Genomic DNA, 13,457 nt, shown 5'->3' with positions numbered 1-13,457 from the left:
CACTTTAAGAGACAGTCCTTAGGGTGTTAAAAAAAATCATTACTAAAAATCCCCAAAGTGTTACTTTGGGGATTTTTATATTTCATCTATGATAATTTGAAATATTACACTTCTTCTTTAGATAAATCTAAATTATAAAAATCTTCAAAAAACATATCTAATCTATCTTTATCTGATTCATTAATTATAAATTCAATATCCTCTTGTTTAAAATCAGGAATACCGAAGTTCTTTATATAAGTCCCATTTAAAGAGTAATAAGAAGAAGAATAAGGTTTACTTGTTGATTTTATATAAAACCAAAATAAACGAGATTCCATAATTTTTTTAACCAATTGCATTTCTTCGTTAGAATGCCCAATAATAGCTTGTCCATTATAAAATAATAATTCATCATCATTACTCATAACATATGAAGGTATTTTATCTGAGAATTTAGGGAAAAATAATTTATTATTCACTTTTTCTAATGACTGAGTTCTTCCAAAAGCAAACCATTTTTCATAATCTCCTTTCCCTTTATCTCTACCTGAAAGTATTTGTCTTTTTTTCTGTAAATATTCAAATGCTTTAGGATAGGTCACTCTTAAATAATCTTCTTCTAATGCTTTCGGCTTAATATCGTTATTGTAAGGAAACAAAACTTTTTCTATAACATTATCAAAATCAATTTTTCTACTCAATTTATTTGAATTCAAAATATCTTTACAGATACCTTTTTCAATTGGATAAAGACTTCCATTCTGCAAATAATAAAATTCATCATCTTCATCAACTGGTTTGAATATATAAATATCATTCTTTAATGTAGCTATTCCATGTCTAGTTTTATATTTTTCACCAAAAGGTGTTCCCACAGATTCAATTTTAGAAATAATTTCATTATTATTCAGATTCCATCCATTCTTTGCATCAAGATTTTTATATTTTATTCTACTATATTGATTTCTTTTCGAAGGTAATTCCTTATTCTCGGATTTATAATATTCTATATAATTTTGTTCTACTTTTTCCAAAAAACAAATACAAGTATAAGTACTCTTAGATTTAAATATCTGAAGTGTCCCAAAATCAATAATCTTAATAGATGTATTATTTCTTTCAAAGTAAGCTCTTAAAGCCCTACCATTCAAACTTTTAAAAAAAGTATTCATTGTTATAAAGCCCAGAATACCATTAAGAGCTAAATTCTCATACCCTATTTGGAAAAAAGGAATATACAAATCTGGATTACCAGTAGTGCACACTTCCCAAAGTTTTACATTTTCTTTAGACTTTTCATCAAGATTACGAGCTGATACATAAGGTGGATTACCAACTATAATTTCAAAGCCATGAAAATCTTCTATTACTTCATTCCAATTAAACAGCAATGTATCTCCATGATGAATATTAAAATTAAACTCTTCAATATCCTCTCCTTCAGACAAAGCTAAAAGACTCAATAGCAATTTGCTTCTATTTACCGAATAATTTTGAATATCTAAACCAAAAATTTGATTTTCAAAAATATATTGGTATGTATTATTTGTTCTACGTTTTAACTCTTTTACAGCTGTATACAGGAATCCCGAGCAACCGCACGCGATATCCGCAACTTTAATATTATCCAGATCAAGATTATCCCTTTTTAATGATTCATTTACAATATAATCTCTTATATCCGAAGGTGTATATATTGCACCATTTATAATTCTGTCTGAAGGTGAGATAACAAATTCGAAAAGTTCAATTAGCTTTTCGATATCAAAAACATCTATTTCTTCATTAATGATTTCAATGAATTGAACTAAACTATCCCATTCTTGAATTTGATTTTCAGTGATGGAATATTCTAATAAAAAGCGATTCTCTAAAACGGCTAATTGATTTATTTCTAAAAAAGCAGACACAATAAGCCTATCAACTTCTAATGGTTGGGTTGGATAAGTTTTTAAGTATCTGAATATGTTTCTCATATAAAAATAGGGCAAATATCATTAATAGGGTTCCAAACTATATCACCCTCAGTGAAAGGCTTCCAGTTATTGGCTAAAGTATGGAAATATGGCTTCCAAATAGCAGTTTGATAACTTTGCTGTAGCTTAACAAATTCTCTCTCATCTTTTAGACTTTCAAATGCAATCGGATAAAAGTTAGAAGTAAGAAAACCAATTCCTAAAATAAAATCAACAGGTTTATGCATGATTCTAGGCGTATCAATATAAAATAGATCACCTAAATTAGGGTTATTTGACTTTGTTGGATTAAAATTATATTGTAAATGATAAATTGGATGTGGCTCTTTAGTATTTGTATTACCAATATGTTTATCAATATGAAATCCAAAATGATAAGTTTTTTCTCCAACACCTTTTATCATAACATTATATGCCAATTCAACGAATGGATCATTAAATGTATTCCAATGTTCAATCTTTGCCCGCAACTTCATATTCAAGATAACTTCTCCTTTTGTAATATCTTGAGGTTTTACATGACTTAATGTATCTAAGGGCATTTTAAAATCTTCAATATCATACCCCCAAATATTCTCATTTGTAGAACCATCTTTCAATTTTGGAATAAAGTCTTTATTCTGGAGTTGAGAAATTACGGTTTCTAATACCGAAGTAGTGACGTCTCCGCCAACTATTCTTGACAATAATTGGCTTAATTGTCTCAGATCTTTCGCCCTTTCATTTCTGAAACTCATATTTTTACTACTTACAGCCATATTTTATAAGTTTTTTTTACGCTCTTCAATTCTCTCTTGTTCAGAATAATGGGGCTCAATTCCTTTATCTACACCTATTCTTTCTAATACTGCATATAGAGATATGTATTTAGGTTCTTGCCATGATTTTAACTCATGTGATAATTTCACTTTAAATCCTTCTAATGGGTCTAAAGGATACTTAGTAGCTTCACAAATTGTCCAAAATTCGGTACTTGTATTAAGTTCTATGGATTCTGCTGCAATAATACCATGAACATTAAAATTTTTTTTCAGAATAGTAACCCTTTCTTCGGCTTTTAAAAATGAGAAATTCTTGTCTGAAATCGTTTTTAACTTTGTATTTAATAAATCAGCCCACCATCTATTCCAGCCATTCGAGAATAAGCCATTGAACTTACAGTCTTCAAATTTTGACAATAGTTCTGTCCAATGATCACCACTTGCTTGAATATTTACGCCTAGTCTCGCTGCTAAAACAGTTTCTTTAATTAAAGGGTTCGTACAGTGGAAAAGAGTTTTTACAGTAAAATGTGCAAAATCATATGGTACAATTATATCTTGATTATAGAAACGCTCAAATATCCTCTGGTCTAAATTTTTTAAATCTTCTCTTTGAAATATTTGATTTAGAGAATTTGCATCAAAAGGTAATATTTTATACCCTTCCGCTAATGCTTTTAGCTTCCTTGAAAATCGTTCATAATCTGGATTTTCTGATTTTCTAAAAGTATAATCAAACAAATCGTGACTTGTTTTATCTGATTTATATGTTTCTTTTATTTTCTCCCAGGTAGAACATAATACAATTGGAAAAGAAAGTATCTCTTTTCTTGCACTTATTGCTCTTAATTCTGCACTAATTGAAATTGCACTATACTCTAACTGATTTGGACCTTCTCCATCTAACCTTAAATCAATTAATAAACCATCATAATTTTCTTCAGCTATTTTTTGTTTTATTTTTGATTCTAAAACAGAAAAACTTAACCCTTTTTCTATTGAAAGCTGATGAACCTCAATTAAGCCTGTATCATTAAAACCACTGATTAATGATGTTATTGAGTCATCACTTTCATCATCAACATATATATATTTAGGTATTGACATTATTTATTTTTTTAGTTTTTTGGTATTTCTATTCTTATTGTTGTATTATAACCTTCTACAGGAGATGAAACATATATCTCTCCATTGTAGAACTCAATTATATCCTTTACGATTTTCAAGCCCAGCCCAGTACCTGTAAGAGCTGTAGCATCATTAGAAGTATGGTTAGAAGCTGTTGATGTAGTATAGAATGCGTTAAATATATTTTCTTCGTTTTCTTTGCTAATTCCATCACCATTATCCGAAAACTCTAAGAAAACAATCTTATCATCTTTACCACATCTAATAAAAATATTACCATCAGTTTTCGCTCTCTTAATTGCCTTTTTTGAATTAGTATACAAGTTAAACAATATGGAAGCCCATTCTGACGGATGCATTGGAACAGTAAATAAATCATATCCTTCATACTTGCTTGGACGCATATTTATTGAAGCTCTTTTCAAATCATTTGAAATAACTTTTTCAAAATTTCTAACCACATCTCTTAGTTCTATCGATTCTAATTCTCTATGTACATTTCTAGAAATTGTTTTATCAAAATACGAAGTATAGGTACTAAATGATTTTACATTTGTTTCTAACAACTCAGCTCTTTCATAAACTTCTTTATAGTCTTTGACTGCATTTTTAAGAAATCGAATATCCGCATCAAAACCTGGTAAAAAACGTTGAACTTCATGAACGAATTCACCAATCACTAAACCTAATCCTGCCAACACCCGAAGCATATTGTTTTCATCAATTAATTCTTGTGTCTGTATTTTTTCTACTTCTCTAGCTTTTTTTAGATCTGCAATTAGTTCATTCGCTCTATCTACAGTTTCGGTAGGTTCTGTAGCCTCAATGTTATTCTCATTTTCAATCCCAGTTTTTTTAAAAAGTTCTTCAATTTGCTCTATTGCATTGTCAACTTTTTCTGAAGAATTTTCTGTCTCTTTCTTATATCCTTTTTGAGAAGCTGTCACCTTTCTACCTCTCAACTCTTGAACTTTCATAACAGCAGTTGTTAACGACCGATAAACAAAATTGGTTAATTCATTTAAGCGATCATTTTCTATCAACCCTTCTCGGCTAGAGGTTTCTTCAAAATCGTTATTCAAATCTTCAAGTTCAACGAAACCGAAGAAATTTCGATTAGGATGTTGAGCTAAAATAATATTTCTATTATTCGATTTATCTAAACCTAACCAGTCATCACCCTGTTCACCATAAGGTAGAACACGAAAACCATTACGATATAATTTTATTCCGCCTTTCTCATAGCCTAGTTCCCTGATAAACGTTACGGTACCAGGAGAGAAAAGTTTAGGATCATAAATAAAATAATAAGCTTTGAAATGTACTCCTTTAATTAGATTAAATGGGGTTGTGGTATCTTCTTTATCTTTTTCATTATTACCTATTGGATATACTTCTTCGGGAAAATTTAATTTATCACTTTTCAAAGCCCAACACCCCTGTCCATCATCTAAAACATAACCTTCAATTTCTGCTAAAGCATGCTGGAAAATCGCTCTTTCTTCATCAACAATTGCAACCAAATCACCATTATCACTACGATAATAATTACTCTTAAATCCTTCATCAATGGAATTTTCTATTTCCTCTTCTTTCTTTTTTGAAAGTGGGAATGGTTGTAATAACTCCGATGTGTAACGATATACACGTTTAATCATCGCATCAGACCAACCTTCTCTTAAACCTTCAATTATTAATGTTGTGCCACTATTTTTAGTTTTGGAAATAAATTCGATTGAATTGGAAACAGTCAACAAATCTTTATCGGTTGCGAAATCATCCCAATTAATAATTACTTTTAATGCTTCCTGAGATTGTATTGTTTGGGTAATAATTATTAGTTTATTACCTAGACGTTGTGTCGCGAATCTACCAATTCCTTTTTTACCTGCTTTCTGACGCTTATACTTTTCTGAGACCGGATTATGAATTTTATCTGAAGAAGACAATCGCATAAAACCATTTACCAATTGCTCTCGGTTCATTCCATGTCCATTATCCTCTATTATTAAATTTCCTCCTTTATTCCATGCGTTTTCAAAAATCAAATCAACTACTGTAGCATCTGCATCATAAGCATTTTTTATAAGTTCTGAAACTGCTGTTTCTTGCTTGCCAACAAGCTCTTTTCCTAATCTATTTATAATACCTGCATCAACAGAAAACCTAACAGATGATTGATCTAAACTTGCTATTTCATTTGAAATAGAAATAATTAAATTATTATCAGAATTTGCTTTAGAAATTTCTTCAGACAACTTCTTTTTAAGCTCAATAATTTTTTGAGAGTTATCCATTCTTACTTACAATTATTATTAATTAACAGTATTAACATTCAATTCTTCAACTATTATAAGCTAAATATACAGCTATATAATACATCATTAGTACTGTATCTTTAAAATAGTAACTTTATTTTTCCATAACTGTTCCACAACCATTTATTAATTACAGACCTTTTTAAACAAGTATGTAAAGATATTGATTTTTGAATTGTTAAAATCTAAACTTTATAAAATTAAATTCATTCCTATAAAAATACTGATAATATAATTTGAGTATTTACCTCAGAAATTATTATAATAAAAGTCTTATACAATGTCTCCACAAAAAGGTTGACCTACACGCTTATAAATAGAACGTGATAAATTCTAAAACGAATAAAACAACGAATTCTCCAAGGTTTAGTTTGTGTAATTAAATTGTAAGAATTACATCAAACTAATTGGAAATTCTTCTACAATCATCTCAATTGATTCTATAGTTGATTGCTCTTTTAGTAGTAATGATTCTCTATATTCCATAGCCTCCGCATCTGTTATAAATTCAGCTTCAAAGCCTAACTCTCCTATCTTTTCTTTAATTTCTTGAAGAGTTACATTAAAAAACTCTCTTCTATAGTTAAATAAATTGACAGCTCTATCTGCAAAAGCTTTATGCAATTCATATTCTAAGGTTCTAGCTTCATCACTATAAATCATGGCATGAACATCAAATCGAAATGGAACTGAGGCATCTCCTAGTTCTCGTACCCTATCCAAAGGTTCTAGCCTTCTTGTCATTCCTATTTTAAAAACATTTTCTCCAAAAGAACCAATATTCGAAATAATATACACATGTCCTCTCTTGGTTTGTTGAGCCATGGATAAAGCTCTTTCCTTTTTTAACCTTGATTCTTCTAATTCTTTTTCGAGTTGCTCTATTTGTAATTTTAATTCTTCGGAATTATTAGTCCCTTGCTCCTTTCTTACTTTTTCTAAAGCTTTTTGGAAATAGGCTTCTTCTTTTTCTGCTTCTTTTTGAGCTTTCTCAAATTCTCTTTTTGCTTTTTCTTCTTCCCTTAGCTCATCTTGAATCGCCTTAGCTTCTTCTTTTTCTTGTTGTTTTTTTAATTGAAACTCATATTCGAGGATAATCTCTTTCAATTTTAACTCTAAATAATCATTCGTTATTCTTACTTGCTGTCCCTCTCCTAATTTATTTAAAGCGGTAAATGATTTTTTAATTCTTTCTTTTATTTGATTGATATTATTCCATTTTACTTTACCTAATAACGCGTCACATTCTCCATTAAATGCTCTTAATAGTAGTTTTATATACTTATTTGTAGCAGCCCTTCCTTTGGCTTCGCTCCCATCTATGGTCCAAGTTGTATCACATACACAGGCTTTGTCAACGGTAATTAAATGTTTCTGTCGATCTCTAATAGATGATTGTTCATACCTATATTGGTCTGATTTTTCGAAATCAAACAAAGGTTCGTATAATCCAAATTCAGCTAAATCTAATTGGTTTTCATAAATAGAAATCTTCGATTTTAAATCTTTATAAACATCTAGCGAATTGAGGTATTTATTATTTAATTCATCTAAATCATTCTTTTTCGAAACAAGTTGATTATTAACTTCTGTATCCAATGCGTCAAATTTTTCTTTTTCTGTTTTTATATAGAATTCTATATCTACTATTCCGTTATATCTAGTTAGATTAGAGTTCAATTCAGAATTACTATTTTCTAAACTAATAATCTTTTTTTCGAGTTCAGAAATTTTATCAAATTCTTTCTTCTTTAAAAAATCAAATATTCCCATCACAATTAATTTTCTTGATCTAACGAAAGTACATAGAGCGTTACAATCTGATTTACGTGAAACCGTAAGTTTATAAAAAATGTAATCAGGATATTTTGAGGCTAACTATACAATAGAGTATTTTATAAAGGTTTTGTATATTAGTCTTTGTAAAAAAAGAATGTTAGCGGTTAGGCTACAAATGGAAGTTCCTATGATAAAGAAATGGTTACAAGATATATTTGACAAGAAAGAACCGATAAAGGTTGAAGAATGGAGAACGGATAATTCTATTCTCAAATTTCTGTTTTCAAACTTGGACAACAAAGGAAACTTGTCTGAAGCTGCTCAAGACTTACCTGATGAAAAAAAAGATGATGAAAAAATAAGGTTTGCAGCAGGACTTATGGACGCTATGTTTAGTGCGGACGATTCAATTGATTCAAAAAAGAGAGTTGCAGAACTTTCAAAACACTTGAAAAAGATTGCAACAAAAGGTGACATAATAAGTGAACAAGAATTTTACCGATTAATCACAGAAAATGAAGGTGTCATTGGTATTATTGACGAGTTTTTACAAGTAGTCGTAAATAATGAATTGCCGATTGAGCCTTATCTTTTCAATTTTGCAAAAGATTTGACTACAAAAACAAACAAAAGAAATGCTGTAAAATTTGGAATTGCAATTTTAGGATTGTGTCAGAATAAATCTATTCTAAATGACATAAAAATTTTAGGTTTACATGATGAGTTTACTGTTTATTCAACTATAGCAATTGTGAACTTATCTGACAATGTAGAAAATGACCTTTGGGAATTGGCACAGAAAGTTGATGGTTGGGGAAAAATCCAAATAGTTGACAGGTTGGCAAGTCCTGAATTAAAAGAGCCAATCAAAGATTGGTTGATACTTGAAGGTTATAAGAACAGTATTATGTATGAATACTTGGCTTACACTTGTGCAACCAATGGAGAATTACATAAGAAACTAGAAAACGACCAGATTGAAAAAAAACTTTTCAAATCTGCTTCTGATATTATTGAAGCACTCATCGCAGAACATAGTCCTGCCGAAGATATTACTGTTTATTCTTTTGCTTCACAAGTAATTCAAGATTTCATAAGACACGCAAAAAAGCACGCAAGCGATATTTCAGACTTTAGTGCTTTACATAAAATAAAAGACTTTCTCACGGAATTACATAACGATATTGAAGAGCAAAAGAAAAATGGTTGGAATCAAGACATTATTTCAAATTGCCTAATTGAAATCGTTGAAATTTTGAATAGTAGAGATTGGAAAGTTGCTGCGTATGAAGGTTTGAAAAGTAATGACAATGTAATTTATTGGAACGCCAAAAAAGCAGCAGAAATATTAGGAATTGACTTGTGGGAAACCGTTTGGACAAGATTGGAAGAAAATCCACTTGACAGTTCTTCGTGGTATGACGTTACACATTATAGTAAACCCGAACATTCCGACAAAATCATAGACTTTGCTCTTAAACACTTGCCTTTTGATGAGTTGGCAACAGGAGCGAAAGATTCAAATGGATTTGGCGAAAATTATAACAAACATGCAAGTCTTGAATATGCAACTACATTGTTAGAAAACTATCCTAAAAAGGGAGAGAAAATTGTCTTAACATCACTTAGAAATCCTGTAACAAGAAACCGAAATATGGCAATCAAAGTTTTGGAAAAGTGGAAACAAGAAAATTGGTCGTCAGAAATTGAGAAAGAAATTAGACATTTACTAGAAGTTGAACCAAACAATGATACGAAAGAAAATATTGAAAGATTATTAAACGGACAAGAATTAAAATAAATACTAGCCACTAACATCAGTAACTATTACACAACTCTAATTTTAGCTACAAAAACACAAAATAGTATAAATAATAACCTCTTTAGAAGAAATTTTAGAGAGGTTTTTTGTTTTACGTGAAACCGTAGTATATTAAACTCTATATAAAAAACATTCGTTTTAATTCTTCTACAATCATTTTAATTGATTCAATTTTTAATTGTTCTTATAGTCGTAATCATTATCTTTATTCCAAAGTTGATGCTATGTGTTTTCATGTAAAAGTGACCAAAACAAAAGAACAGATTGAAAAGAAATCAAGGTTGAAATTCAAACCTGAAGTTAGATTTGCGCCAAATCCTCATTTCAAAGGTTTTGATCATCCGAAATTACCTGTTATCACCAATCAACAAGATTATATTCATTTGTTCGAGTGGGGTTTAATTCCGCATTGGGCTGGAAATGATTTTAATTCGAATAACACCTTAAACGCACGTATTGAAACTATAGATGAAAAACCATCTTTTCGAGATGCTTACACCAATCGTTGTGTGATATTGGTTGATGGCTTTTATGAATGGCGACACGAAGGCAAAGACAAAATCAAATATGATATCGGAATCAACAATAATTTGATGTGTTTAGCAGGATTATATTCTGATGATACGTTTACGATAGTTACAACTGAAGCTGTCGGCATTATGGATTATATCCACAATACTAAACATCGTATGCCAGTAGTCCTAAATGATGGTGAGAATTTGATGAATTGGTTAGATTGTAAACCAATTGTTCCGTTTACTGATTTCAGCTACCAGCGTGAAGATGGTCAAGTGAGTTTATTTGGATAATTCGGATTTTATATGTCGAAATAAGATTTTTCTAACATCTTTGTTGTCTTGTTTTTGTTCGATAAATGATTTCATTTCGTCTAGATTATCAAGTAAATGATCGCAATAGCCAAATCCTTTGTAAACTCCTTTTTCAATTAATACAATACCTTTTTCATTTTCAGTTCTTCCACCCAATTCAAATAAAAAGTCCTTTTTAGGTAAATGTATTGTTTTCAAAAATTGACGAACTCTTTTATTATAAAGTTTCACTTCTTCCCTATTTATACAAGCTCCATTGCATTCGTCTAAACTATATTGAAAACAACTTGATTTGATTTTATGTAAACCATTTACTTTTTGACAAAGCTTATATTTTTCAGTGATATAGAATAAATAATCTTTTGCTTCATTTTGTGATGTAAATGAAATGATTTCGTTCCCAGAGTTATCAATTTTCTTTATTATTAATGCGTGATAACCATCCGAATTTATTTCTTTATATAATGCGTAAAAGAACTTAATCTTGCGTTGAGCTCGATTAAATATTGGCAGATTTTGTTTGATTAATTCAGATTCTCTCAACAAAGCAATCAATTCATTTCCTGTATTTTCAAATTGTATAGAATGCGTAAAATGCTGAAGTTTAATTTCCTTTTTATCAAGTGATTTGAAATGCTGAATCAATCTTTTTCTGATATCAATACTTTTTCCAATGTAGATAATATCTTGCTTGTCGTTGTATAAATAATACACGCCACAAATATTTTTTGGAACTTGGTCAACCAACGTTTTCAATCTATCATTCAGTACCATGGCACAAATTTACTGAATCAATTTTTAACTTTAATTTTTTAACACTTTTCCGCGACACCTTGTAGCGCTTTATTTGCTCAACTTTGTAACATGATGTATGCTTTAGTTGACTGCAATAATTTTTATGCTTCGTGCGAACGAGTTTTTAATCCAACCCTAAATGGAAAGCCTGTTGTGGTACTTTCTAACAATGACGGTTGTGTGATTGCACGTTCTAATGAAGCAAAAGATTTAGGGATTCCAATGGGTGCACCTGCTTTTGAATACGAGAATAATTTCAGACTAAATAAAATCAATGTTTTCTCTTCAAATTATCCTTTATATGCAGATATGAGTAATCGTGTGATGACTATTCTGAAATCCTATTGCCCTGATATTGAAATTTATTCGATTGATGAATCCTTTCTTCTTTTCAAAGGCTTTGATAACTATGATTTGGTAAAGTACGCCCAAGAAATTAAACAAAAAATATATACCATTACCAAAATCCCTGTTTGTATTGGTATTGCTCCTACAAAGGCTTTAGCTAAAGTGGCGAATCGAATAGCAAAGAAATTTCCTAAACATCATAATGGAGTTTATATGATTGATTCGAAAGAGAAAATAAACAAAGCCTTAAAATGGTTAAAATGTGAGGATATCTGGGGAATTGGGCGACGTTTAGCTAAACGTTTAGCTTTTATTGGTTGTAAAAACGCGTATGATTTTACATTATTGAGTGATGAATACATTAAACGAAATTTCTCCATCGTAGAATTGCGTTTGAAAAAAGAATTGTTAGGCGAAAGCGTCTTAAAATTAGATGAAGTTCAACGCAAAAAATCAATTGCGACCACTCGAAGTTTTGAGAAAACAATCAATGATTATGAAAATCTGAAAGAGCGTGTTTCTACATTTGCTGTTTCTTGTGCCGAAAAGCTTAGAAAAGAACAATCAAAATGCAACATTATTACTGTTTTTGTGATGACCAATCGTTTTGATGAAAAACAATCTTTTGTTTCAAATTCTTTAAGTACAACCTTAGATTTTGATTCGAATTCGAGCATTGTTTTGTCCAAATCTGCTTTATTTTTATTGGATAAATTGGTGCCTGCAGAAGGAAAAGTTCCTGATTATAAAAAAGCTGGCGTTATTGTTTCGGCTATTACGCCCGATAATCAAGCACAAATGAATTTATTTCATACAGAATCTCCAAAACATAAAGCGTTGATGAGTGTGATGGATAAATTAAATGCAAGTTATGGCGATCATATGCTAAAATTAGCTTCGCAAGATGTGCGTAGAAAATGGAAAATGAAGCAAGAACGTTTGTCACCTTGCTACACAACAAGATTTACAGATATTTTAAATGTTTATTAAATGGTAAATTTTATTCAAGTTCCGAAATTCTCAGAAGAGTTAATCAATATCCCTATCAAAACAGATGGCGAAAAACGATTTGTTCAATTTTTTGGTGATGTTTCGGCAGGTTTCCCCTCTCCTGCTGCTGATTTTGTACAAAATAATATAAGTTTAGATGAAATATTACTCAATCATCCCGAAGCAACTTATCTTAATCGTGTGGGTGGTGAAAGTATGTATCCTGAATACCTTAAAGGTGATTTACTTATCATTCGATCTGATATCGAACCCAGACATCATGATGATATTGTGGTATCGGTCAACAATTCCGAATATACTTTCAAACGTTATGATGCCATCAACAAACAATTGATTTCTCTTAATCCGAAATACAAAAATTGTATTCAATTACAAGATGAAGATGTTGTCATTATTTTGGGAGTTGTAACTGATTTGGTGAGGCATAAGAGGAATTAAAAAAAACTATAAACTATTTTGATTATTTATATATAATCAATAATTTTATATCATAATTCAATCATCAAGAGTACATAAGGTACACCAACCGAGTTTAACAAACCACGGTGGTAAAGCGATGAGGGCTGTTCAGTCAAAAAATTGTTACTCCCTTTATTCTTAATGATTGATACTGTTTAATAAATTAAAGTATCAAAACAATGGAAAATTTAACTGAAAAATTTGAAAAAAACTTGATTTCACTTTCTGATCAAGAAGTAATTAACTCC

The 13,457-nt window shown here is 30.2% G+C and carries 10 protein-coding genes and 1 riboswitch; of the genes, 4 read left to right on the top strand and 6 right to left on the bottom strand.

Annotated elements, in window-relative coordinates; translation table 11 throughout:
* Positions 1-104: 104 nt before the first annotated feature.
* The 5 genes from B3R94_RS10020 to B3R94_RS10000 all read right to left on the bottom strand — a co-directional run bounded on the left by B3R94_RS10020 (position 105) and on the right by B3R94_RS10000 (position 7,938).
* On the bottom strand, positions 105-1,958 hold the full coding sequence (locus B3R94_RS10020; RefSeq protein WP_291100546.1) for an HsdM family class I SAM-dependent methyltransferase: 1,854 nt from the start codon (positions 1,956-1,958) through the stop codon (positions 105-107).
* Positions 1,955-2,716, bottom strand: coding sequence for a hypothetical protein (locus B3R94_RS10015; protein ID WP_291100543.1), 762 nt, complete (start codon positions 2,714-2,716; stop codon positions 1,955-1,957). The genes B3R94_RS10020 and B3R94_RS10015 overlap by 4 nt, the downstream gene beginning before the upstream one ends.
* Positions 2,717-2,719: 3 nt before the next feature.
* Positions 2,720-3,826, bottom strand: a complete 1,107-nt coding sequence (locus tag B3R94_RS10010; protein ID WP_291100540.1) for a hypothetical protein — start codon at positions 3,824-3,826, stop codon at positions 2,720-2,722.
* A gap of 11 nt (positions 3,827-3,837) precedes the next feature.
* Positions 3,838-6,144, bottom strand: coding sequence for a sensor histidine kinase (locus B3R94_RS10005; RefSeq protein WP_291100538.1), 2,307 nt, complete (start codon positions 6,142-6,144; stop codon positions 3,838-3,840).
* Between the two features lie 414 nt (positions 6,145-6,558).
* On the bottom strand, positions 6,559-7,938 hold the full coding sequence (locus B3R94_RS10000; protein WP_291100535.1) for a DUF4041 domain-containing protein: 1,380 nt from the start codon (positions 7,936-7,938) through the stop codon (positions 6,559-6,561).
* Positions 7,939-8,131: 193 nt separating this feature from the next.
* On the opposite strand from B3R94_RS10000, the gene B3R94_RS09995 reads away from it, so the two are divergent.
* Both B3R94_RS09995 and B3R94_RS09990 read left to right on the top strand, forming a co-directional pair.
* A complete protein-coding gene (locus B3R94_RS09995) occupies positions 8,132-9,745 on the top strand; it encodes a hypothetical protein (RefSeq protein ID WP_291100532.1) in 1,614 nt (537 codons plus the stop codon).
* Between the two features lie 245 nt (positions 9,746-9,990).
* Positions 9,991-10,575, top strand: coding sequence for an SOS response-associated peptidase (locus tag B3R94_RS09990; RefSeq protein WP_280050318.1), 585 nt, complete (start codon positions 9,991-9,993; stop codon positions 10,573-10,575).
* Here B3R94_RS09990 and B3R94_RS09985 read toward each other — a convergent pair.
* The gene (locus B3R94_RS09985) at positions 10,564-11,370 is read right to left on the bottom strand and encodes a GIY-YIG nuclease family protein (RefSeq protein WP_291100527.1); all 807 of its coding nucleotides are present in this window, start codon (positions 11,368-11,370) and stop codon (positions 10,564-10,566) included. The genes B3R94_RS09990 and B3R94_RS09985 overlap by 12 nt on opposite strands.
* 90 nt (positions 11,371-11,460) lie before the next feature.
* Between B3R94_RS09985 and B3R94_RS09980 the strand changes: the two genes are divergently transcribed.
* Both B3R94_RS09980 and B3R94_RS09975 read left to right on the top strand, forming a co-directional pair.
* Complete coding sequence (locus tag B3R94_RS09980; RefSeq protein ID WP_313572815.1) at positions 11,461-12,729, top strand: Y-family DNA polymerase; 1,269 nt, start codon at positions 11,461-11,463, stop codon at positions 12,727-12,729.
* Positions 12,730-13,188, top strand: coding sequence for a LexA family protein (locus B3R94_RS09975; protein ID WP_291100524.1), 459 nt, complete (start codon positions 12,730-12,732; stop codon positions 13,186-13,188).
* 56 nt (positions 13,189-13,244) lie between these two features.
* Positions 13,245-13,339, top strand: a riboswitch (SAM-I-IV-variant riboswitch).
* Positions 13,340-13,457 lie beyond the last annotated feature (118 nt).

It is taken from the genome of Empedobacter sp. UBA7611 (genome assembly GCF_002484365.1).
In the GTDB taxonomy this organism is placed as follows: domain Bacteria; phylum Bacteroidota; class Bacteroidia; order Flavobacteriales; family Weeksellaceae; genus Empedobacter; species Empedobacter falsenii_B.
The sequence above is the reverse complement of the archived record's forward strand: the minus strand, read 5'-3'. Positions and strand labels throughout refer to the sequence as shown.

Coding starts and splice junctions, on each gene's coding strand:
- B3R94_RS10020 (WP_291100546.1), bottom strand. CDS start 1,958: ATGAGAAACATATTCAGATACTTAAAAACTTATCCAACCCAACCATTA.
- B3R94_RS10015 (WP_291100543.1), bottom strand. CDS start 2,716: ATGGCTGTAAGTAGTAAAAATATGAGTTTCAGAAATGAAAGGGCGAAA.
- B3R94_RS10010 (WP_291100540.1), bottom strand. CDS start 3,826: ATGTCAATACCTAAATATATATATGTTGATGATGAAAGTGATGACTCA.
- B3R94_RS10005 (WP_291100538.1), bottom strand. CDS start 6,144: ATGGATAACTCTCAAAAAATTATTGAGCTTAAAAAGAAGTTGTCTGAA.
- B3R94_RS10000 (WP_291100535.1), bottom strand. CDS start 7,938: ATGGGAATATTTGATTTTTTAAAGAAGAAAGAATTTGATAAAATTTCT.
- B3R94_RS09995 (WP_291100532.1), top strand. CDS start 8,132: ATGATAAAGAAATGGTTACAAGATATATTTGACAAGAAAGAACCGATA.
- B3R94_RS09990 (WP_280050318.1), top strand. CDS start 9,991: ATGTGTTTTCATGTAAAAGTGACCAAAACAAAAGAACAGATTGAAAAG.
- B3R94_RS09985 (WP_291100527.1), bottom strand. CDS start 11,370: ATGGTACTGAATGATAGATTGAAAACGTTGGTTGACCAAGTTCCAAAA.
- B3R94_RS09980 (WP_313572815.1), top strand. CDS start 11,461: ATGATGTATGCTTTAGTTGACTGCAATAATTTTTATGCTTCGTGCGAA.
- B3R94_RS09975 (WP_291100524.1), top strand. CDS start 12,730: ATGGTAAATTTTATTCAAGTTCCGAAATTCTCAGAAGAGTTAATCAAT.